16 protein-coding genes are annotated in these 24,224 nt (G+C 50.8%); 7 read left to right on the top strand and 9 right to left on the bottom strand.

Annotation, left to right across the window (positions count from 1 at the left end):
• The first annotated feature begins 365 nt into the window (after window positions 1–365).
• A complete protein-coding gene (gene rcsD, locus JK216_RS02555; protein WP_212711190.1) occupies window positions 366–3,008 on the top strand; it encodes a phosphotransferase RcsD in 2,643 nt (880 codons plus the stop codon).
• A gap of 14 nt (window positions 3,009–3,022) precedes the next feature.
• A complete protein-coding gene (gene rcsB / locus JK216_RS02550; RefSeq protein WP_212707203.1) occupies window positions 3,023–3,670 on the top strand; it encodes a response regulator transcription factor RcsB in 648 nt (215 codons plus the stop codon).
• A gap of 65 nt (window positions 3,671–3,735) precedes the next feature.
• On the opposite strand, the gene rcsC is transcribed toward rcsB, so the two are convergent.
• Window positions 3,736–6,576 (bottom strand): two-component system sensor histidine kinase RcsC, encoded by a 2,841-nt coding sequence (gene rcsC, locus JK216_RS02545; protein ID WP_212707204.1) that lies wholly within the window; start codon window positions 6,574–6,576, stop codon window positions 3,736–3,738.
• A gap of 210 nt (window positions 6,577–6,786) precedes the next feature.
• Window positions 6,787–9,420, bottom strand: coding sequence for a DNA topoisomerase (ATP-hydrolyzing) subunit A (gene gyrA / locus JK216_RS02540; protein WP_212711189.1), 2,634 nt, complete (start codon window positions 9,418–9,420; stop codon window positions 6,787–6,789).
• A 177-nt stretch (window positions 9,421–9,597) separates the two neighbouring features.
• Here gyrA and ubiG point away from each other — a divergent pair, with 177 nt between their 5' ends.
• The 4 genes from ubiG (at window position 9,598) to yfaE (ending at window position 14,526) form a co-directional block, all read left to right on the top strand.
• A complete protein-coding gene (gene ubiG, locus JK216_RS02535) occupies window positions 9,598–10,329 on the top strand; it encodes a bifunctional 2-polyprenyl-6-hydroxyphenol methylase/3-demethylubiquinol 3-O-methyltransferase UbiG (RefSeq protein WP_212707278.1) in 732 nt (243 codons plus the stop codon).
• A gap of 426 nt (window positions 10,330–10,755) precedes the next feature.
• Window positions 10,756–13,035 (top strand): class 1a ribonucleoside-diphosphate reductase subunit alpha, encoded by a 2,280-nt coding sequence (gene nrdA / locus JK216_RS02530; protein WP_212707206.1) that lies wholly within the window; start codon window positions 10,756–10,758, stop codon window positions 13,033–13,035.
• Window positions 13,036–13,123: 88 nt separating this feature from the next.
• A complete protein-coding gene (gene nrdB, locus JK216_RS02525) occupies window positions 13,124–14,254 on the top strand; it encodes a class Ia ribonucleoside-diphosphate reductase subunit beta (protein ID WP_212707207.1) in 1,131 nt (376 codons plus the stop codon).
• Window positions 14,255–14,256: 2 nt separating this feature from the next.
• The gene (yfaE, locus tag JK216_RS02520; protein ID WP_212711188.1) at window positions 14,257–14,526 is read left to right on the top strand and encodes a class I ribonucleotide reductase maintenance protein YfaE; all 270 of its coding nucleotides are present in this window, start codon (window positions 14,257–14,259) and stop codon (window positions 14,524–14,526) included.
• A 130-nt stretch (window positions 14,527–14,656) separates the two neighbouring features.
• On the opposite strand, the gene JK216_RS02515 is transcribed toward yfaE, so the two are convergent.
• Entirely contained in the window at window positions 14,657–15,838 is a 1,182-nt protein-coding gene (locus JK216_RS02515) for a nicotinamide mononucleotide deamidase-related protein YfaY (RefSeq protein WP_212711233.1), read from the bottom strand.
• A gap of 343 nt (window positions 15,839–16,181) precedes the next feature.
• Between JK216_RS02515 and JK216_RS02510 the strand changes: the two genes are divergently transcribed.
• Complete coding sequence (locus JK216_RS02510; RefSeq protein WP_212707209.1) at window positions 16,182–17,837, top strand: glucan biosynthesis protein D; 1,656 nt, start codon at window positions 16,182–16,184, stop codon at window positions 17,835–17,837.
• A 29-nt stretch (window positions 17,838–17,866) separates the two neighbouring features.
• Here the strand turns inward: JK216_RS02510 and JK216_RS02505 are convergent, their stop codons facing one another.
• The 6 genes from JK216_RS02505 to nuoJ form a co-directional block, all read right to left on the bottom strand.
• Window positions 17,867–18,337, bottom strand: a complete 471-nt coding sequence (locus tag JK216_RS02505; protein ID WP_212707210.1) for a GNAT family N-acetyltransferase — start codon at window positions 18,335–18,337, stop codon at window positions 17,867–17,869.
• Window positions 18,338–18,451: 114 nt separating this feature from the next.
• Entirely contained in the window at window positions 18,452–19,909 is a 1,458-nt protein-coding gene (gene nuoN, locus JK216_RS02500) for an NADH-quinone oxidoreductase subunit NuoN (RefSeq protein WP_212707211.1), read from the bottom strand.
• Between the two features lie 6 nt (window positions 19,910–19,915).
• Window positions 19,916–21,436, bottom strand: a complete 1,521-nt coding sequence (nuoM, locus tag JK216_RS02495) for an NADH-quinone oxidoreductase subunit M (protein ID WP_212707212.1) — start codon at window positions 21,434–21,436, stop codon at window positions 19,916–19,918.
• A 96-nt stretch (window positions 21,437–21,532) separates the two neighbouring features.
• Window positions 21,533–23,368, bottom strand: coding sequence for an NADH-quinone oxidoreductase subunit L (gene nuoL / locus JK216_RS02490; RefSeq protein WP_212707213.1), 1,836 nt, complete (start codon window positions 23,366–23,368; stop codon window positions 21,533–21,535).
• A complete protein-coding gene (gene nuoK / locus JK216_RS02485) occupies window positions 23,365–23,667 on the bottom strand; it encodes an NADH-quinone oxidoreductase subunit NuoK (protein WP_212707214.1) in 303 nt (100 codons plus the stop codon). Before nuoK ends, nuoL begins: the two co-directional genes overlap by 4 nt.
• On the bottom strand, window positions 23,664–24,218 hold the full coding sequence (gene nuoJ, locus JK216_RS02480; RefSeq protein ID WP_212707215.1) for an NADH-quinone oxidoreductase subunit J: 555 nt from the start codon (window positions 24,216–24,218) through the stop codon (window positions 23,664–23,666). Before nuoJ ends, nuoK begins: the two co-directional genes overlap by 4 nt.
• Window positions 24,219–24,224: the final 6 nt, after the last annotated feature.

Below are 24,224 nucleotides of genomic sequence, written 5' to 3'. Positions count from 1 at the left end.
AACGATGGTTTTTCAGCCTCACGGCTTCTGCCGACAGAATTTATCAGCGTCCTGATAACCGGCAGCTGACTTCAGGATGTTCAGTACTGATAGTTATAAGATGTTATCCGTGCTGGCGCTTGTCAGGAGCCGATTGCCGGTGCCCGTATCAGCGGTAAGTTATTTCGGGACGCAGCTTTACTTCCTCACCTATTGAGGATATTTTTAGCGCACAATAGCGTCTGCCATTACGGACCTGGATAAGTCAGTGGCCTGGTATCAGCCCGGCAAAACAGGTTACCCTGTGCGGTACTTCGCTGATATCCATCGTCACAGTCCATCTTTTGTGGGAGCGATTCCACATTACCTCAGGTTCAGAAACTTTTATGTCCGGAAAAAATAATTCGCCGCTGTCAGGTCATTTACTTAAATTTCTTATTTTTTTCAACGTGATAGTTATTGCTATTATCATCAGCGTTATCTATGACAGCCTGGGTACCCAACTGCATCACCAGCAGACTCTGGTAGAGAATTTTGCACGCTCAACACAACTGCGCATTGATAACTACCGGTTTGCCACCTGGCAAATATACGGTAATCAGACCTCCGCTGATGATGCTGCCGACGATGATAGTGCCACCCTGCAGGAAACCCGCTTGCGGGCTGATGTCTACGCCCCGGCGCAAGATCGCCATAAAACAGAAGCACTGATTTTTGGCTCTCATGACAGTAATACTCTCGCCAGCGCCCGCAGTGCGACCGATTTCCTGGACAGTTTCTGGGCATTAAAGAAAAATACCTGGTCAATGTATTACCTGAATGGCCAGGATAACAGCCTGACGATGATATCCACTCTGCCACTGAAAGATATGCTGAGCCGCTATAACGGTGAAAGCATTACCGGACTGGTTTCCGCACGCCGGGCAGAAATGCTGCAACAGGCAAATACCCTGGATGAGCGCGAAAGTTTTTCCGGCCTGCGGCATTTACCTAACAGTAATGACTACTACTTCACATTAAGAACCACCTTTAACCAGCCGGGCCACCTGGCCACGGTACTGGCATTTGACCTGCCGGTGGATGACTTACTGAACGGTGATTTGCGTCCGGAATGGTTAACTTTTCATAATACAGAGAACCTTAACGGTAATAATGATACCCGTAACTCAGACAGCCTGAATCTGGCGACCACCTCCGTTGATCTGGTCGCCCCGTTAAATGCTTCACCGATGACTATTACCTATCATCTGCCGGTGATGGTATTACTGCATCAGGCTCTGCAGGGATCTTTTTTAACTTTATCCCTGTCGCTGCTATTACTGATGCTCTCGGTAGCCGGCAGTTTCTGGCTGCGCCGTGTGCCTGCTCCGGCAGAAGAATCACCTGATCCGGAAACAGATTTACTGCGTCAGATGAATAAAGAAATGGTAGACAGTCTGCCGATAGGTTTCCTTATTTATGATTTCAATACCCGTCAGGAAGTGGTGAGTAATGAAAAGGCCGCTCAGCTGATCCCTCATCTCAACCTGCAGAAAATTATTACGCTGTCAGACGGTGATCGTGGCGTGTTGCAGGTAACTGTTAACAATGAAGTCTACGAAGTCAGACACCAGCAAAGTCAGTGTTCCCCTCAATACTGCTTCTTTATGATCCGTAACCAGGACAGGGAGATCCTGGTGAATAAAAAACTACAGCACGCCCAGAAAATTCTCGATCAAAACCACCAGATGCGGCATCAGTTACTGGAAAATATCGGTAACGCTTTTCGCCAGCCTCTGCACCGGTTACTGCAGCGTCTGACTTCCCTGCATGGCCAGCTGGATGAACCCGGCTGGCAGCAACTGATCGATTCAGGCGAACATCTGGTGCGGATGACCGGCAATATTATTCTGCTGACCCGGCTGGAAAACCGGCAGTGGTCAGCAGACCTGCAGCCTTTCTGTCTCCAGCAACTTATTGATGACATAGTGAGCACTTTACTGCCATCAATTAACCAGCGTGGTCTGGAAATCATTGTCAGTAATTTACGGCCTGCGGACGAAATTCGTCTCGGTGACCGTAACCTGTTACGTGAAATTCTGCTGACACTACTCTGGTACTCCTTCGGAACGACCCATTGGGGTAAAATATCTGTCAGGATCAGCGCAAGCCCGGAACATACTGATCGACTATTGATAAATATTGTAGATACTGGTCAGGGTCTGAATAAGACAGAATTAGCCAATGCCGATTTTCCGTTCAGCGGAGAAGTCAGTACGGTCAATGATGAAAAATCAAACAGTATGGATTTGTTTTTTTGTCGCCAGTTTTGCCAGACCCTGAACGGAAAGCTGGATATTATCTCTAAACCCGGTATCGGCAGCCATTTTAGTCTGTTGATGCCTCTGCCGGTTCAGCAACAGGGAATCGATCAGGAAGAAAAAATACTGGATGGAATAACAGTATTGGTGGATGTGGTGGTTGATGATATCTATAAAATTGTCAGTCGTCAGTTAGAGTTCTGGGGAGCAAAATGCCTGATAGCTGACGATCGGGTGCCGGGTCAGGACTATGATTTTCTGCTGACTGATGTGCCCGCCAGACTGAGCGGATGGGCACTGCTGATCACCGGCTCAGAGCAGGGTTATACTGCGATTAATGCGCAACAGTACCGGGTGAATTATAATCTGAACCAGGCATTTCTGGATGCGCTGTTATTACTGATTGAGAAACAACTGACTAAGGACGAGACGGAGGAAGCTCCTGAGAGCAACACGGGCGATATGCTAAAAGAACCCGAGTACTTTCAGATATTTAAGGACACAGTGCCCGATGATGTCGAAAAATTATATCTTGAAATTTCTGATAACGATTATGCTGCGCTTGCCCTGACTGCTCATCGTCTGAAAGGCGTTTTCGCGATGCTTGGCCTGCAGGATGGCAAAGTATACTGTGAACAGTTGGAGCGTTTGATTGAAGAGCGCGATGATTTAAACATTAAAAATACCACCAGTGATATCGAACACTACGTGAACTCACTGCTGCAGTAAGGTAGCTAAAAAAAATGGATAACTTAAACGTAATTATTGCCGATGATCATCCGATTGTTTTATTCGGGATCCGTAAATCTCTGGAACAGATAGACTGGATTAACGTCGTCGGTGAGTTCGAAGATTCAACCACACTCATCAATAACTTATCTAAGCTCGAAGCCAATGTCCTGATCACCGACCTGTCGATGCCGGGTGATAAATACGGCGATGGGATCACTCTGATTAAGTATATAAAACGTCATTATCCGGATTTGGCGATCATCGTGCTGACGATGAACAACAACCCGGCGATTCTCAGTTCGGTACTGGACCTGGATATCGAAGGCATTGTACTGAAACAAGGTGCTCCCACCGATTTACCTAAAGCTCTGGCCGCCCTGCAGAAAGGTAAGAAGTACACTCCGGAATCTGTTGCCCGGTTACTGGAAAAAATCAGTGCCGGTGGCTACGGAGACAAACGTCTGTCACCGAAAGAGAGTGAAGTACTGCGCTTGTTTGCTGAAGGTTTTTTAGTAACAGAAATCGCCCGCAAACTGAACCGTAGTATTAAAACCATCAGTAGCCAGAAAAAATCTGCCATGATGAAGCTGGGTGTGGATAACGATATTGCCCTGCTTAACTATCTGTCTTCTGTCAGCGCAACACCACCAAAAGACTGATTATCTGAGCAGCCTCGCGCCCTGTGGCAGAGGCTGCTGTTCTCTGTACTGAAAAATCCCGTCAGTTACGCCTGCGATGGGCGGGACTTTCTGACCTGCTCTGTATAACTGCGCAAGCTCACTTTCAGTTCCTGTAATGTGACAGGTTTTGATAAACAGTCATCCATTCCCGCCGCCAGACAACGTTGTTTCTCATCAGCCAGTGCATTAGCTGTGACGCCGATCACCGGCCGCTGATAGCCCGATTCACGCAGGGTCTGTGTCAGCGTATAGCCATCCATATTCGGCATATTGACATCACTGAGCACAATGTCCGCATCAATGCGTTTCATCACGTTCAGGGCATCCACCCCATCCTGAGCCGTTTTTACCTGGTATCCCAGGGTGTGCAACTGGCCGGACAACAGCATCCGGTTAATCGGATGATCGTCCACCACCAGGATAAGAATATCTTCATTGGCACTATTATCACCATTATCCGGGGTCTGCTCTGTCAGTAATTTCACTTCACTGACCGGCCGGTAAATGCGGCGCAACAGTTCCGGCAACTCATGGGGCATCGAAGTGGTGATCAGCCATACTCCTGGCCTGATTTCACTCGGGAAATCCGTGTGCTCACTGCTGAAACAGATACGTGCTTTACAGGCAATATCGGCAGTATCGTCACAGTCGGTCAGCCAGATATCCTCCGGGGTTAACTGCTGTTCTGTGGTCAGCAGCGTCACCGATAATGCCAGTAACTGGCGTCGCAGATAATCGGCAAAACAACGGTTTTTCAGGGAGAGATATATCCGCCTGCCTTTGAGATCACTGGCTGCCGGTGTCCATAGTCCCTGATATACCGGCAGACGCACCGTAAACTGGCTGCCCATACCCGGTTCTGATTCCACATCAATATCGCCATCCATCATATTGATCAGTTTTTCACAAATAGCCAGCCCCAGTCCGGTCCCCTGGAAATTACGTTGTACTCCGGTCCCCACCTGAAAGAACGGGTCAAACAAACGCAGTACATCGCGGGCGGGTATCCCTACCCCCGTATCACGTACCCTGAATGCCAGGTACCCCTGTTGCTGATAAACATGAAGTACGATAACCCCGGTATGGGTAAACTTAATCGCATTACTGAGCAGATTAGAGACAACCTGCTGCAGGCGCATGGCATCGCCAAACAGGGCGGTCGGAATATCATGTTCGATCAGGCAATACAGGGTCAGGCGTTTTTTTACCACCAGGGACAGGTAGTTAGAGATAATATGTCCCATCATCTCATGGGGGGAGAATGTCCCTGGTTCAATTTTTAACTGTTCAGATTCAATCTTGGAAAAATCAAGAATATCGTTAATGATCTTCAATAAAAGATCTGATGAGTTCGTCATCGCACTGACCAGTGCGTCTGAATTTTTCGGCAGTTCGCGGGTTTTCAGTAAATCCAGATTACCGATAATACCGTACAGAGGCGTACGCAGTTCATGGCTGACGGTAGCAAGGAACATAGATTTTGACTGGCTGGCCTGTTCCGCTGAGTCGGCCATTTCCTGCAGAGACTGCTCCATTTTTATCCTGGCACTGACATCCACCAGTACGCAGATAGCGACATCTTCATTACGGTAACGGCTATGGACAAAACTGATTTGCAGGTTAGTGTTAGAGCCGGTCAGCACATCCACAAAATTCACCTGCTGTCCGCCTATAATTTCTGTCAGCCGCAGTTTATCTTCGGCCGTCAGCAGCGTCAGATAGTCATGTGCCAGTTCGTTACTCAGAATATTACTGCCATCACTGGTCCGCAGGATACAGATGCCGACCGGTGCAGAGGCTACAATCTTCCGGTTAAACTGCTCATGTTCCTCCAGACGCAGTGCATTATCTTCTGCTGGCAGTAACATCCGCCGTTCAAAGATGATCGTCAGTGCAATAAGAATTAATGCGCTGAAAATGTTCAGCAGAATGGCATTGATGATCATCAGTTTCATCTGATTAAACAGCAAACCGGTCGGCAGAGAATAGATAATACTGAAAGGGCTCGGTGACAGTGACTGCTTCAGTATTAACTGGCTATAGCCATTAATATAGCCAAACCACTCCCGGCTGTCGGGCAGCGATTCGAAACTATGGCTGCTGATACTGCTGTCCGTGGATAACACCAGCTGATCATCATCATTAACAATCGACGTAGCCACCGGGGTACTGCCCGGGGTAACCAGCTCATCCAGCCGTAAGTTTTGTTCAAAGCTCAGCAAAGCGACCTGCTGATTGCCCGTATACACCGGCATCATCATATAAAATGCCCCGACGCCCGGCTGATTCCCCGCCGTGATCCAGTAGACAGGGTTACGTTGTTCTGCCGCAGAGCTGTTATTAAATCTCAGCACATTTTCCTGCAGGGAATTCATGCCGGAGTCACTGCTGACTTCGCTGGTTGTAAAGGAAAACGTCGCCAGACAATTACTGCCATTATGCAGCAGAAAAATCCGGCTCATTTCATAAGATGAGACATACTGGCTTTCCCAGTAATGCAAAAAACCGCCCAGCGTGGATAACGTAGTCCGCCAGCCTGTATCGACGCTGCTGCAATCATCGTCACTGAACAACGGTGAAAACTGAGGCGAGTAATTTTTGCTGCTGCTCAGGGTAAAAGAGTTATCATCGGGGCTATTATTTAACTGCCCTTCGGTAATGTATTTCAGTTCCCGCATCGCTTCATTGGAATGGGCGATATACCAGCCGGCCAGACTGTAGTTGCCGGAAAGCTGTTCCCTGATATCCGATTCCTTTTCATGTAACACATTCAGCAGGTAAAACGCGCTCAGTAACCCACCCAGCAGCCAGAGCAAGAGTGCCAGTATGCGAAACAGATAACGAGAAACCCGTAGCGTGGTACGAAAAGAGACAAGATATTTCACTGGAAACTCACTGCAGTAAGTCGGAACGAACAAAACGATGAATGGGGTAACCGGCTCATCAGTACAAAGTGACAGCAACCGCTGACGGGCTTAAGACTATCACATACATTTTAATTTTACAGAGATGCCACCCCGAAAGCACCGGCAGACAGACATAAAAAAGAGGCACCACAGGGATGCCTCTTTTGCTATCTGCTGAACGCAGGGAAATTATTCGTCGTCAGACTCTGTATCATCATCTGTTTCAGGTTCCTGAAGCAGATCATCATCGCCTTCGGCCACCGAACCATCAATTGTATCCAGCTCTTCTTCAGCAACCGGTTCAGCAACACGCTGCAAACCGACAACATTTTCATCGTCAGCCGTACGGATCAGGATTACGCCCTGGGTGTTACGACCCACAACACTGACTTCGGAGACACGGGTTCTCACCAGGGTGCCGGCATCGGTGATCATCATAATCTGGTCACTGTCATCAACCTGTACCGCACCGATCACCGGACCATTACGCTCCGTCACTTTGATGGAGATCACCCCCTGGGTGGCACGGGATTTGGTCGGGTACTGCTGGTTAGCGGTACGTTTACCATAACCATTACGGGTAACCGTCAGAATAGCCCCGTCTTCACGAGGAATAATCAGTGAAACCACCCGATCATTTTCTGCCAGTTTGATTCCGCGGACCCCGGAAGCAGTACGCCCCATCGCCCGCACGGCCTGTTCGGAGAAACGGACCACTTTACCGGCAGCAGAGAACAGCATTGCTTCATCATTACCGTCGGTCAAAGCCACACCGATAAGCTCATCGTCATCACGCAGATTAACCGCAATGATCCCGGCACTGCGCGGGCGGCTGAATTCGGTCAGTGCCGTTTTCTTCACTGTCCCGCTGGCGGTTGCCATAAAGATATTCAGGCCTTCAGCATACTCACGTACCGGCAGGATCGCGGTAATACGCTCGTTGGCTTCCAGTGGCAGCAGGTTAACAATCGGACGTCCGCGGGCGCCACGGCTGGCTTCCGGTAACTGATACACTTTCATCCAGTACAGACGGCCACGGCTGGAGAAGCACAGGATGGTATCATGGGTATTCGCCACCAGCAGGCGATCGATAAAGTCTTCTTCTTTGATCCTGGCAGCGGATTTACCTTTACCACCACGTCGTTGTGCTTCGTAGTCTGTCAGGGGCTGATATTTTACATATCCCTGGTGCGACAGAGTAACGACCACATCTTCCTGGCTGATCAAATCTTCGATGTTAATATCAGCCGAATTGGCAGTGATTTCCGTGCGGCGTGCGTCACCAAACTGCTCACGGACCGCAACCAGTTCTTCACGGATCACATCCATCAGACGATTAGCATCTTCCAGGATAAAGATCAGCCCGGCAATTTCACTCAGTAACTGCTTGTACTCATCCAGCAGTTTTTCATGTTCCATACCGGTCAGTTTTTGCAGACGCAGGTCGAGGATCGCCTGAGCCTGTTGTTCTGTCAGGTAATACTCACCGTCACGGATACCATACTCCGGTTCCAGCCATTCCGGACGCGCTGCATCATCGCCGGCTTTTTCCAGCATAACGGCAACGTTACCCAGCGCCCAGCCCTGAGCAACCAGTGCAGCCTTCGCTTCTGCCGGAGAAGGTGCGCGGCGGATCATCTCGATCACCGGATCAATGTTCGCCAGAGCAATCGCCAGCCCTTCAAGAATATGAGCACGGTCACGCGCTTTACGCAGTTCATAAATGGTACGACGGGTAACCACTTCACGGCGGTGACGGACAAACGCTTCCAGAATATCTTTCAGTGGCATAATTTTTGGCTGGCCCTGATGCAGTGCCACCATATTAATACCGAAAGACGTCTGTAACTGGGTCAGAGAATAGAGGTTATTAAGCACCACTTCACCGACCGCATCACGTTTCACTTCAATGACAATACGCATACCGTCTTTATCAGACTCGTCACGCAACGCACTGATGCCCTCAATACGCTTCTCTTTGACCAGCTCCGCGATTTTTTCGATCAGCCGGGCTTTGTTCACCTGATAAGGTATTTCGTGGACGATAATTGTTTCACGCCCGGTTTTAGGGTCTGTTTCCACTTCACCACGGCCGCGAATATAAATTTTCCCGCGTCCGGTACGGTATGCTTCTTCGATGCCACGACGACCATTAATGATCGCTGCCGTCGGGAAGTCCGGTCCGGGGATGTGCTCCATCAGACCTTCAACGGTAATATCGCCATCGTCGATTAATGCCAGACAACCGTTAATCACTTCATTCAGGTTGTGCGGAGGTATATTGGTCGCCATGCCGACGGCAATACCTGACGAACCATTGACCAGCAGGTTAGGGATCTTTGTCGGCATGACTTCAGGAATTTGTTCTGTGCCATCATAGTTAGGCACAAAATCAACCGTTTCTTTGTCCAGGTCTGCCAGCAATTCATGGGCGATTTTTGCCATACGGATTTCCGTATAACGCATCGCCGCGGCGGAGTCACCGTCAATAGAACCAAAGTTACCCTGCCCGTCTACCAGCATATAACGTAATGAAAACGGCTGTGCCATACGGACAATCGTTTCATAGACTGCGGAGTCACCGTGCGGGTGATATTTACCGATCACATCCCCGACAACACGGGCAGATTTTTTGTAGGCTTTGTTCCAGTCATTACCTAACTCGCTCATGGCAAACAATACACGACGGTGTACTGGTTTCAGGCCATCACGCACATCAGGTAACGCACGGCCAACGATGACCGACATGGCATAATCGAGATAAGAATTTTTTAATTCTTCCTCGATATTAACCGGTGTGATTTCTCTTGCTAAGTCGCTCATGGAGCCGATATCCCTCTAGATATTGCCGACTATTCAGGCGGCGAATCATATCACAGTACCACCCTGCGGTGCACGTCAGCATCAGATTAGTTATGCAGATCCACAGACTAAGGGTGCCGCTGGCCGATTAAGTGTTTATACTCGGTAAAATTTTTTCAGGAGTCGTAATCCATGAATATGCCTGCACAGGAAAATCAGTCAAACCAGAACGTTGACCATCAGGAGATTGCCAAATTTGAAGCAGTCGCCTCCCGCTGGTGGGATTTGGAAGGCGAATTCAAACCTCTGCACCGTATTAACCCGTTGCGTCTCGGTTATATCAGCCAGAACAGCCACGGGTTATTTGGCAAAAAAGTCCTGGATGTCGGTTGTGGCGGCGGGATCCTTGCCGAGAGTATGGCCCGCGAAGGGGCTGAGGTGACCGGTCTGGATATGGGAGCAGAACCTTTACAAGTTGCCCGGCTGCATGCCCTGGAAAGTGGCGTCAGCGTCGATTATGTGCAGCGTACGGTCGAAGAACATGCCAGCGAATTTGCAGGACAATACGATGTTGTTACCTGTATGGAAATGCTGGAACATGTGCCAGACCCGCGTTCGGTGGTCCATGCCTGCGCCAGACTGGTGAAACCCGGCGGGCAGGTATTTTTCTCGACCATCAACCGCAACCCTAAAGCCTGGCTGATGGCGGTATTCGGTGCAGAGTATCTGTTACGTATGGTACCGCGCGGCACCCACGATATTAAAAAGTTTATCCGTCCTGCGGAGCTGCTGAACTGGGTAGATGAAACTCCGTTACGCGAAGAAGGCATGATCGGCCTGCACTATAATCCGCTGACCAGCCATTTCCGCCTCGGTCATGGTGTCGACGTCAACTATATGGTACATACCAGCTGCCCGGAAAAATCCTGACTCCGGCATTTTATGCTTAAAAAACTTCCGGCAGAAGAACAAAACCAATCTGCCGGAAAATAAAGCAGTCTCTGTCTCCTGAACCGTTTCGTTTGTCAGTGTAAATGCCTTCCCCGGTTCTCCCTGAATGAAAAATCGGCTACCGATCATAAAAAGAATTTTTTTCTTCCAAATGTTGACATCAGATGGTGCCTTTAATCATGCGGGCTACGAAAAAAAACAAAAATTACAAGTCAAATTACGCCCTATTTTTGCACTTGTTAACTCCGCGGAAGTCACTAAAATACAGCCTATCTTGTTATATATTTTATCGACACCCCCTACATGTAGTGGTTATCCACAGTTTTATTCACAATGAGAATACTGTGCATAACTACACGAAATATATAACTCACTGATACTAATGCATAGATAGGTAAACGCGACATGAACCAAAGTCTGCTCGTTACGAAACGCGATGGAAGCCAGGAACGAATCAATCTCGATAAAATACACCGGGTACTCGACTGGGCAGCGGAAGGTCTTCACAATGTCTCGGTCTCACAGGTAGAGCTGCGCTCGCACATTCAGTTTTATGACGGCATCAGAACCTCCGATATTCATGAAACCATTATCAAAGCAGCCGCGGACCTGATTTCCCGCGAAGCGCCTGATTACCAATACCTGGCAGCCCGACTGGCTATTTTCCACCTGCGTAAAAAAGCGTACGGACAGTTTGAACCACCGGCACTGTTTGACCATGTCACGTCAATGGTTGAACGCGGTAAGTACGATCCACACCTGCTGGAAGACTACACCGCAGAAGAGTTTGCTCAGATGGACAGCTTTATCGACCACTGGCGCGACATGACCTTCTCTTATGCTGCGGTCAAACAGCTGGAAGGTAAATACCTGGTTCAGAACCGTGTCAGCGGTGATATTTACGAGAGTGCACAGTTCCTGTACATCCTGGTTGCGGCTTGCCTGTTCTCTGCCTATCCGCGTGACACCCGTCTCGACTACATCAGACGTTTTTATGACGCGGTATCGACCTTTAAGATCTCGTTACCTACGCCGATCATGGCCGGTGTGCGTACCCCGACCCGCCAGTTCAGCTCCTGTGTATTAATTGAATGCGGCGACAGTCTTGATTCCATTAATGCTACTTCCAGTGCGATTGTGAAATATGTCTCACAGCGCGCCGGTATTGGTATTAACGCTGGCCGTATCCGTGCGCTGGGCAGCCCGATCCGTGGCGGCGAAGCCTTCCATACGGGATGTATTCCTTTTTACAAGCATTTCCAGACTGCGGTTAAGTCCTGTTCTCAGGGTGGCGTTCGCGGCGGCGCAGCGACCCTGTTTTATCCATTATGGCACCTGGAAGTCGAAAGCCTGCTGGTGTTAAAAAATAACCGCGGTGTCGAAGGTAACCGCGTCCGTCATATGGATTATGGCGTACAGCTCAACAAGCTGATGTACCAGCGTTTACTGAAAGGGGAAGATATCACCCTGTTCAGCCCGTCTGATGTGCCGGGTCTGTACGATGCCTTCTTTGCCGACCAGAATGAATTCGAACGTCTGTACGTAAAATACGAGCAGGACAGCACCATCCGTAAACAGCGGATTAAAGCGGTAGAACTGTTCTCCCTGATGATGCAGGAACGTGCGTCTACCGGCCGTATTTATATTCAGAACGTTGATCACTGTAATACCCATAGCCCGTTTGATCCGGCCATTGCTCCGGTCCGTCAGTCGAACCTGTGCCTGGAAATTGCGCTGCCAACCCGGCCGCTGAATGACGTAAATGACGAAAATGGCGAGATTGCCCTTTGTACGCTGTCTGCCTTCAACCTGGGTGCCATTAACAGCCTGGATGAACTCGAAGAACTGGCAATCCTGGCAGTACGTGCGCTGGATGCCCTGCTGGACTACCAGGACTACCCGATCCCCGCAGCACAACGCGGGGCCATGGGACGCCGTACCCTGGGGATAGGTGTGATCAACTTTGCTTACTACCTGGCGAAACACGGTAAACGTTATTCCGATGGCAGTGCAAATAACCTGACGCATAAAACCTTTGAAGCGATTCAGTACTACCTGCTGAAAGCCTCAAATGAACTGGCTAAAGAACAGGGTGCGTGCCCGTGGTTTAATGAAACCACCTATGCCGCCGGAGTACTGCCGATCGACACTTATAAGGCTGACCTGAATGCGATCTGTGATGAGCCTCTGCATCTGGACTGGGAGTCCCTGCGCGAGTCGATCAAAACTCACGGTCTGCGTAACTCAACCCTGTCCGCGCTGATGCCGTCAGAAACCTCTTCGCAGATTTCTAACGCCACGAATGGTATTGAACCTCCGCGCGGTCATGTCAGTATTAAAGCGTCGAAAGACGGTATTCTGCGCCAGGTCGTACCGGACTATGAAACCCTGAAAGACAACTATGAACTGCTGTGGGAAATGCCATCTAATGACGGATATCTGCAGCTGGTCGGTGTGATGCAGAAATTTGTCGATCAGTCGATTTCTGCCAATACCAACTACGACCCTTCCCGTTTCGCTAACGGCAAGGTGCCGATGAAGCAGTTACTGAAAGATCTGCTGACCGCCTATAAATTTGGTGTAAAAACGCTTTACTACCAGAACACCCGTGACGGTGCCGAAGATGCTCAGGATGACCTGGCCCCGGCGGACGACGGCTGTGAAGGCGGCGCCTGCAAGATTTAACCCTTTCCGTCAGGAGCCGCCGCGGCGGCCCCTGACTTTAGCTTTTTAACCGCTGAAACGTCAGCCAGTATTTATCGGATGTTTCCTGATGGCCTACACTACATTCTCGCAAAACAAAAACGATCAGTTAAAAGAACCGATGTTCTTCGGACAGTCCGTCAACGTTGCCCGTTACGACCAGCAAAAATATGATATTTTTGAAAAGCTGATCGAAAAACAGCTCTCTTTTTTCTGGCGTCCGGAAGAAGTTGATGTTGCCCGTGACAGAATTGACTATCAGTCACTGCCTGAACACGAAAAACATATCTTTATCAGCAACCTGAAATATCAGACTCTGCTGGACTCTATCCAGGGCCGCAGTCCTAACGTTGCGTTGCTGCCGTTAGTCTCCATCCCTGAACTGGAAACCTGGATTGAAACCTGGGCATTTTCCGAAACGATCCACTCACGTTCTTACACCCATATTATCCGTAACATTGTCACAGACCCGGCACTGGTGTTTGATGATATCGTGACTAATGAACAAATCCTTAAGCGTGCTGAAGATATTACCGGCTATTATGACGATTTAATCGAAATGAGCAGCTACTGGCACTTACTGGGGGAAGGTACTCACCAGGTCGCCGGTAAAGAGGTCGTTGTCAGCCTGCGTAACCTGAAGAAACAGCTTTATCTGTGTCTGATGAGCGTAAATGCGCTCGAAGCTATCCGTTTTTATGTCAGTTTCGCCTGCTCTTTTGCTTTCGCCGAACGGGAACTGATGGAAGGTAATGCTAAAATTATCCGCCTGATTGCCCGCGATGAAGCCCTGCACCTGACAGGTACCCAGCATATGCTGAACCTGATGCGCAGCGGGGAAGATGACCCGGAAATGAAAGAGATCGCCGCGGAATGTCAGCAACAGTGTTATGAGCTGTTCAAAAAAGCCGCTATTCAGGAAAAAGAATGGGCAGAATATCTGTTCCGTGACGGTTCAATGATTGGTCTGAACAAAGATATCCTGTGCCAGTATATTGAATATATTACCAATATCCGTATGCAGGCTGTCGGGCTGGATCTGCCATTCCAGACCCGCTCCAACCCGATCCCATGGATTAACTCCTGGCTGGTATCAGATAACGTTCAGGTCGCTCCGCAGGAAGTGGAAGTCAGTTCTTATTTAGTCGGCCAAATCGACTCAGAAGTCGGTGCTGATGATTTTAACGACTTCCAGCTGTAACCATGCCGGATAAACCAGAGGTCATTACGCTCAGCCGTTCGGGGCGGCAGCTCGAATGTGCTGAGAATACCTACCCTGATTTGCTCACTGCCCTTGAGGCCCATCAGCTTCCGGTCGAGTATCAGTGTCGCGAAGGTTACTGTGGTTCCTGCAGGGTCAGACTGCGTAAGGGCCAGGTGTGCTACCGCAGTAAACCTCTGGCATTTGTCGGACAGGGTGAAATACTGCCCTGCTGCTGCCGTCCGGTCGGTGATATAGAGCTGGATCTGTAACCCGCGACGCTCCACAGCCAGTGACGCAGGCAAAGCTGCGAAGAAAATAGTCAGCAAAGACTCAGAGGCCCGCCGCACACGGCAGGCCTCTTTCAGCACAATCGCCCGCCGGCCTGCCCGGAAAATATCGTCACCGGTTCAGTACCTCAGTCACTTCCAGCCAGCTATAGCTTCCATGACTGTTTTTCCCCTGTAACCAGCGCAACAGCATATGCATGGCAACGGTACTGATCAGCTCCTGCCGGGCGACCTGCGAATGACGCAGGGTAGTAAATGTCAGGGCCTGCGCCCGTATTTCCTGTGGTGTCACCAGGCAGATGCCTAATGACTGGTCACTGAGTTCACTCACCCCGAGTGCCAGCGGCACCTGTTGAGACTCAGCCAGCAGTTGCAGCCGGTCTGCCAGCTGTCCTAAGCTTTCCCGGCCTGGCCGCGGAAGATCGCCGCCGCTGAGGGGAACATCCGCCGCCGCCAGCGACCAGTGCAGTAATCCGGCCGTAAAAACCTCACTTACAGCCAGCCGCAGATCACGACCCATAAGCTCACGGGCCAGTAATGCCGGCAACCCTTCAGTTCCTTCAAACAGCGTCCAGTCAGCCAGTTTCTGCCGGATAAGCTGCCAGCAGCTCTCCATCTGCTGACGTTCACTGGCGGGCCCCGTCAGCTTAATTTCGACAATCGGCATCGCGGCACGGTAGCCCAGGCTGACGCCCTCGGGCAACGGCAGGTGGTCAAACTCTTCGGCCAGTTCACTCTCTCCGCGACCGAACGTTGTCAGCCGCAGACAAACCGGGGCGGCAGGCAGGCTGTACTGCGCCGCCAGACGCGGCAGAATCTGCTCATTCACCATCACCTTAAACTCAGCAGGAACCCCCGGAGTAAAAAAAATACGACATTTATTCAGTGTTACTGCAAAACCACAGGCGGTACCGACCCGGTTATCAATAACCTCTGCATAACGGGGAATTTCTGCCTGTTTACGGTTAGACGCCGCCATCGGCCTGCCCCGTTGACGAAAAAAGGCTTCTATCTGTTGCAGCCACTGCTGATTCAGTTCAAGTTCAACCCCGCAGGCCATGGCTGCCGCCAGCGCACTTAAATCATCACTGGTCGGTCCCAGCCCGCCATTAACAATCAGAATATCCGCATACTGACTGCGCTGTTGCAATTCTTCCACCAGCGGCCCCAGTTGATCACCGACGGTCGAACGGTGGGTCATCACCAGTCCGTGCGTAAATAACCGGTCAGCCAGCCAGGCGGCATTGGTATCAATAATCTGTCCGTACAGTACTTCATCACCGGTCGACAACATTTCAATATTCAACGTGCAACTCCTGCGCATACAGCGGAAACAGGCCCGGACAGCCAGACACACTGACCGGAAAAGTAAACATAAATTCAGTCAGTTATTAAAGTCCTCTCCGCACGCTATTACAAGAACGATATTCAGTGACTGCCTTTCCGCCGATAAAATAACTGCCGCAACCCTGCGGAAAATGCATCGTTTCTCTGATTATTCTGATAAATTTCTGATTAATGAATTTTACCCGTGGCGATCTGTCGTAGTGAATGAACAACGTTTACTGGCATAATCTGCTGTGACAGGGTTACCGCAGCCACCATACACCTGAACAACCAAGGATAACGTTTTCGGTATGAATCGCAGAATGTTTATGAAAGGCTCGCTGGCGGTTTCCGCCCTCGGGACAATGACAGGGTTATCTTCACTGCTGGCAAATTCAGCCTGGGCTGCCGACGGTATCGCCGACGGAAATGCCAGAAAATTCGATTTCGCAAAACTTAAGCAGCAGGCCGCCGCACTGGCAAAACAGCCCTGGGCCGGGGCGCCGGGGCCGCTGCCTGAAACACTGGCGAACCTGACGCCACAGGACTATAACGCCATTCAGTATGATGCTAATCATTCACTGTGGAACAACATCCCTGACCGTCAGCTGGATGTGCAGTTTTTCCACACCGGTATGGGGTTTAAGCGACGGATCAGAATGTTCTCGGTTGATCCTGATAACCGTGAGGCACGGGAAGTCCATTTCCGGCCTGAATTGTTCAACTACAACGATGCCCATGTCGATGTAAAACAGCTGGCAGGTAAAACAGATCTCGGTTTTGCCGGATTCCGTGTCTTCAAAAAACCGGAACTGGCCCGCCGTGATATCGTTGCATTCCTCGGTGCCAGCTATTTCCGTGCGGTAGATGATACCTATCAGTACGGGTTGTCGGCCCGTGGTGTGGCGATTAATACTTTTACCAGCCATGAAGAGTTCCCGGATTTCACCGCATTCTGGTTCGAAACACCGAAGCCGGAAGATACCCGTTTTGTGGTATACGCCCTGCTGGATGGTGCCAGCATCACTGGTGCGTTTAAATTCACTATCGACTGTGAAGAAAAACGGGTGGTCATGACGGTCGAAAACAGTTTGTATACCCGTAAAGCGATAGAGCAATTAGGTATTGCGCCGATGACCAGCATGTTCAGTTGCGGCACTAATGACCGCCGGATGTGCAACACCTATCATCCGCAAATCCATGATTCGGATCGCCTCTCTATGTGGACCGGTAACGGTGAATGGATTGCGCGGCCGCTGAATAATCCTCAGCGCCTGACATTTAACAGTTTTACCGATGAAAACCCACGTGGCTTCGGACTGTTGCAGCTGGATCATGATTTTAACGATTATCAGGATGTTATTGGCTGGTATGACAAACGTCCGAGTCTGTGGGTTGAGCCCATCGGTAAATGGGGAAAAGGCGCCATCAATCTGATGGAAATCCCCACGACCGGGGAAACGCTGGATAATATCGTCTGCTTCTGGAGGCCGGAGGCCGCGGTCGATGCAGGCAGCGAACTCAGCTTTGAGTATAAATTATACTGGAGCGGACTGCCGCCGGTCGAAAGCTCACTGGCCCGGGTCGGGGCCACCCGCACCGGTATCGGCGGATTTCCTGAAGGCTGGGCCCCCGGGGAACATTTTCCTGAGTCCTGGTGTCGCCGTTTCGCTATCGACTTTGTCGGCGGTGACCTGAAAACTGCCGCCCCTAAAGGTATTGAGCCGGTAATCACTGTTTCTTCCGGTACCTTTAAACAGGTTGAGATCCTGTATGTAGAGCCGCTGAACGCCTACCGGATCCTGTTTGACTGGTATCCGGACAGTGATTCGACCGATCCGGTCAATATGCGTCTGTTCCTCAGAAGTCAGGGACAGACCCTCAGTGAAACCTGGATGTATCAGTATGTGCCGCCGGCACCAGACCAGCGTAAATATGTAGATGACCGGCAGATGACAGCCGGATAACCTCAGGGCGGCGGAGCTCTGCTTCGCCGCTACAGAGTATCTCCCGCCTGAAGCAGCATACCGATATGGTCAATCCCGTCTTCCTGATAAACCTCAGTGCAGGCGGCAAAACCCTGTGCCCTGTAAAACGACTGCAGATGGGCCTGGGCCGATAACCGGATTGTCCGTCGGGGATAATACTTCTGACAACTTTCCAGTACTTTCTCTAGTAAATGGTGGCCCAGCTTTCGTCCGCGGGCATACGGCGCCACAATCACCCGGCCGATGCTCAGCGGTTGCCGGTTGTCTGCCGGTACCAGCACCCGGGCACAGGCTGCCAGCTTATCGCCGTCAAATCCCAGTAAGTGGCGGTTATCTCCCTGCACATCTTCCCCGTCAATATCCTGATAGGGGCAGCATTGTTCGACAATAAACACCTGATTACGCAGCGCCAGTAGCTGATAAAGCGTCGCGACTGTCAGTTCACTGTGGTGCAGATCTTTCCAGATAATTTCAGACATAACGTTTCCCATCATCCCGCGCTGCCGGTCTTCACCGGCAGTTCTGATTAACAGTAAAAAAAGACCATGCGATGCATGGCCTTTGTGGTTATTCCCTGCGGCTAAACAAGTCACTCACATCAGCGGTTGTGCCAGTTTTACCAGCGAAATCAGCGGCTGCGGGAAAATACCCAGTAACATCACCAGTATCCCGGACACCAGAATCACTACCCCGCCGGCAGTATAGCCCCAGCCATCAGTAGTATCCCGGTGATGTAACCCCGGAGCGCTCAGGAACAGACTGACAGTAACCCGCAGGTAGTAATACAGCCCGATAGCACTCCCCGCAACAACGGCTCCCGCCAGCCACCATAACTGGCCGTGTATCGCCGATGCCAGCACATAGAATTTACCAATAAAGCCAAGGGTCGACGGGATCCCTGCCAGAGACAGCATCATTACTGCCATCACGGCAGACAATGCCGGCCGGTGCCAGAATAACCCGCGATAAGAATACAGAGAGTCCGTATCTGTCTCCTGACCGGCTGCTGACATCAGGCTGACGACCCCGAAAGCGCCAAGGCTGCTGAACAGATACCCTGCCAGATAAACGCCGGTGGTTTCCAGAGATAATTGCTGTGATCCTGCGGCAATTAAGGCCACCAGCAAATATCCCAGATGTGCAATCGAAGAATACCCCAGCAGGCGTTTAATATTGCTCTGAGCAATAGCCATCAGGTTACCGAACAGAATAGACGCAAAGGCAATGAATCCCAGTGCAGTCCGCATACCTTCACTATGGGTTAATGGCGTTTCAAGGAACAAACGCATTATCACCGCAAAGATAGCAATTTTACTGCCGGTCGCCAGGAACGCAGAGACCGGAGCAGGGGCGCCCTGATAAACATCCGGCGTCCAGAGATGGAAAGGCACCAGTGACAGTTTGAAACCAATACCGATAACGATCATCCCGAATCCGGTCAGCATCAGAGGTGAATTCAGACCAGCCGCCAGCAGGTGACTTCCCAGCCCGGAAAAAGTTAAATCACCACTGCCGGCATACACCAGCGCAATACCGAATAGCAGAAAGGACGAAGCCGCTGCCGACAGAATCGTATATTTCAGTGCCGCTTCCAGTGACCGTTTATGACGGAAGGCATACCCCACCAGCCCGAACAACGGCAGGGAGAGCAACTCCACTCCGATAAACATTGACGCCAGATGATCTGCACTGGCCAGTACTATCCCGCCCAGAACCGCGATGCTCAGCAGCAGATAGAACTCATCGCTATTATCCCGGAAAGATTTCAGCCATGGAAACGCAAAGGTACAGGTGGCTAAGCCCGCCATCAGTACCAATGCGCTGTAGAACACCGAATAACCGTCCACCCGTAACAGGGAGGTCACGTCCGTTGCTCCGTTATGGCCAACAAACCACAGAGATAACAACGCAAGGTTAAGACCAATGACTGTCAGTGTGGCGTTCACAACCGGGTTGCGTCGCCATGCAATGGACAGCATCACCACCACCACAGTTAATCCGGTGATTAACAGGGGGAGAAGCGCAATCAATTGTTCAGTAGTTATTGTCATGGCTAATCATGGCCTTGTTATTAAAGTTGAAGCGGTAAACCAGTGTTGAATATTACTCATGGCCGCACTTGAGGTATCGAGAATCGGTTGCGGATAAACCCCCAGCAGCACCAGCAATACCACCAGTACCAGAATCATCAGAAACTCACGGGCAGACATGCCCCGCAGCGGCGTCAGAGATTTGGGTGCACCGTAGTATGCCCGCTGCATCATGATTAATGAGTATACGGAAGCGAATACCAGACCAAAGGTGGCGATAATAATCACCACCGGCACTACCCGGAAACTGCCAGTCAGGATCATAAATTCACCGACAAAGTTACCGGTGCCCGGCATCCCGAGGTTAGCCGCCGCAAAAAACAACGACAGCCCCGGTAACCATTTAATTCTTGACCACAGTCCCCCCATCAGACGCATATCACGGGTATGTAACCGTTCATACAACTGACCACACAGAATAAACAGGGCTGCAGAAGATAACCCGTGAGCGATCATTTGTACCACGGCGCCCTGGAAAGCCAGCATACTGCCCGTATAAATCGCTATCAGCACAAACCCCATATGAGAAACAGAGCTGTAAGCAATCAGACGCTTAATATCCGTCTGGGCAAATGCCATCCAGGCACCGTAGAAAATCCCCAGTAAACCCAGCCCCATCGCGATGGGGGCAAATTCGGCTGATGCCTGAGGAAACAGCGGCAGACTGAAACGTAATAAGCCATAAGCGGCTGTTTTCAGCAGAATACCCGCCAAATCGACTGAGCCTGCTGTCGGGGCCTGGCTATGGGCATCCGGTAACCAGCCATGCAGCGGTACCACCGGCATTTTTACCGCAAATGCGATAAAGAAACCCAGCATCAGCAAATATTGCACAGGGTAAGACATCGGTGTGTTCAGTAGTTGTTCATAGCTGAACGTCAGCACTCCGGTTGCATCGAAATGTACGAACACTAAGCCAAGGATGGCAATCAGCATCACTAAACCCGACGCCTGGGTATAAATGAAAAATTTTGTGGCGGCTGAGATACGCGTTTTACCATCTGAGGCTTTATGTCCCCACAAAGCAATCAGGAAATACATCGGTACCAGCATCAGTTCCCAGAAGAAGAAGAACAGGAACATATCCATCGACAGGAAGACACCGACCACACCGCCCAGGATCCACATCAGATTCAGGTAAAAGAAACCCTGATATTTCTGAATTTCATTCCAGGAACAGAGCACTGCCATTGTCCCGAGTAACCCGGTCAGCACCACCATCAGCAGCGATAATCCGTCAATCGCCAGATGGAAACTGATACCCAGTGCCGGGATCCAGGGCACCGAAAATTCAGACTGCCACTGCGGGATACCCGCAGCCTGAGTTAATGAATACCCCCCCTGCGACCAGAGCAGCAGGGAAAGTGCCAGTGTTAACCCCATTGTTAACAGTGCTATCCAGCGTGGTGCTTTAACACCAAAACGTTCAGCCAGCCAGCAAAGGAAGCCGCCAACGAAGGGGATTATAATTAGCCAAGGTAGTAACACGGCGTTTGGTTCCCTTTTAGTGATCCGCGGGTGTCTGCGACCCGCGAAAATTTATCAAGCATGGAAGGAATGACATAATGTCCCTGCCAGCTCACCTCAAACCACCAGCATTAACGCCAGCACCACAACTGCACCGATGCCCATTGAAGCGACATACCAGCGCAGATAACCATTTTCGCTCACTACCAGACCTTTACTGGCCAGCCGCGAACCGCCTGCCAGCAAGCCAATCAGCGTATTTAACGGGTCCGATTTCAGTAACCAGGCAATGGCGCGATAAGGTCTGACAAATAACAGGTCATATAACCAGTCGAAACCCCAGGCAGCGAACCACCAGCGAGAGAGAATGCGTCCCGGTGCACTGGCTGCCACCGCTGACACCAGCCGGCGTTTACCCAGCCACAACAACCCGGCAATCACAAGACCGGCAACGGCAACAATCCCCGACGCGATTTCCAGGGCCATTTTCCCGCCATCAGCACCGTTACCCTGCGGCAGAACGTTAGCCAGCGGTGGTGTGATTAATGCGCCGACAAAAGTCGAAAGCACCAGTAATACCAGCAGCGGTAAACTGTGAGTGATCCCTTTTCCTGCATGAGCCTTAATTTTCTCTTCACCGTGGAACACAATAAAGATCATCCGGAAGGTGTACAGGGAGGTAAGGAAAGCCCCGGCCAGACCGGCTGCCAGTAAAGCATTGTGGCCGCTGCTCATTGCACCGTAGAGAATTTCATCTTTACTGTAGAAACCTGCGGTGATCACCGGTAACGCAGACAACGCGGCACCGCCTACCAGGAAACAGGCATAGACCAGCGGCAGGCTCTTACGTAATCCCCCCATCTTGAAAATGTTCTGTTCATGATGACAGGCAAGGATCACCGAACCGGAGGACAGGAACAACAGAGCCTTAAAGAACGCATGGGTCATCAGATGGAAAATGGCAGCATCCCAGGCCTGGACCCCCAGCGCCACGAACATATAACCAATCTGGCTCATGGTCGAATAGGCCAGTACCCGTTTGATATCGGTTTGTACCAGTGCCGCAAAGCCTGCCAGCACCAGGGTTATTGCACCGATAATCCCCACCAGATGTAAAACGTCCGGTGTCAGCAGGAACAGGCCATGGGTGCGGGCAATCAGATAGACTCCGGCGGTGACCATAGTCGCCGCATGGATCAGTGCAGATACCGGCGTCGGTCCGGCCATTGCATCAGCCAGCCAGGTTTGTAACGGTAACTGGGCCGATTTCCCGACAGCCCCCCCCAGCAACATCAGGGTGGCGAATTGCAGCATATGATTATCCGCCGCAAAGTGCGCAGGTGCCAGTTCGACCATTTCACGGAAATTCAGCGTACCCAGCTCGTTGTAAAGAATAAACAATGCAATGGCGAGAAACACATCCCCGATACGGGTAATGATAAATGCTTTCATCGCGGCTTTGCCGTTATCCGGATTGGTATAATAGAAACCAATTAACAGATAAGAGCACAGCCCTACTCCTTCCCAGCCGAGGTACATCAGCATCAGGTTATCGGCAAGTACCAGCACCACCATACTGGCGATAAACAGGTTGGTATAAGCAAAAAACCGTGAATACCCTTCTTCACCGCGCATATACCATGAGGCAAACATATGGATCAGGAAACCCACACCGGTCACCACCGACAACATAGTCAGGGACAGGCCATCCAGCGTCAGGTTCACCTGAATATTAAATTGCCCGACCTGCATCCAGGTCCAGAGGGCCTGCTGATAGACAGCCTCGCCCCGGGCGAAGAAATCCATTCCGGCATACAGCGTAACCAGCGCAGCCAGCCCCACCGAGCCAATTCCCACGGTGGCGGAGACATTCTCCGACCAACGGCCACGGGAAAATGCCAGTAACAGAAAGCCGATCAGCGGCAATAAAATAGTTAAATAGAGAAGGTTCATCCGCGCATCTCGCTCACTGAATCAATATTCAGAGTCTGACGACGACGATGCAATTGCAGAAGTAAAGCCAGCCCGATACTGGCTTCTGCAGCCGCCAGACTGATCGCCAGAATATACATAACCTGACCATCCGCCTGCCCCCAGTAACTGCCGGCAACCACTAGTGCCAGTGCGGCCGCATTAATCATAATTTCCAGACCAATCAGCATAAACAGTAAATTACGGCGCAGCATCAGTGAGGTCAGCCCCATCACAAACAGAATTGCCGCAAGAATAAGTCCGTGTTGCAGAGGGATCATATCTGTTCCTCCTTGTTACCTTTGATTGTGTCGTCGGGCCGGTTACTGAGCACCTCACCCCGTCTGTCTTCACGGCCAATATGGTAAGCCACCACAACCCCCGCCAGCAGCAGCATCGACGCCAGTTCCACCGCCAGCACATAGGGGCCAAACAGGCTGATCCCTACGGCTTTAGCACCCATCACCGTACCGTCGATCCCCTGATCGTTAATGCCGGAAATGGCATGAACCAGAGCAATCAGTAACAGTAATGAGATAGTCCCGGGTCCGAACCATAAACCCGGCTTCAGCCATTCACGTTCCTGTTGCTGCTGAACTTTGCCGAGATTCAGCATCATCACCACAAACACAAACAGCACCATAATTGCACCGGCATAGACGATAATTTCCAGTGCGCCGGCAAAATAGGCGCCGAGGGAGAAAAACACGCCTGCCACTGCCAGCAACGAAACAATCAGATACAGCAGGGCATGTACCGGGCTGGTGTGAGTAATCACCCTGAAGGTGGTTAACACCGCAATTGCCCCACAAAAATAAAATGCGAACTCCATTGCCGA

The organism is Tatumella sp. JGM94 (assembly GCF_018257595.1).
Lineage (GTDB): Bacteria > Pseudomonadota > Gammaproteobacteria > Enterobacterales > Enterobacteriaceae > Tatumella > Tatumella punctata.
Note: the sequence above shows the minus strand (reverse complement) of the source record. Positions and strands in the feature narration are given on the sequence as shown.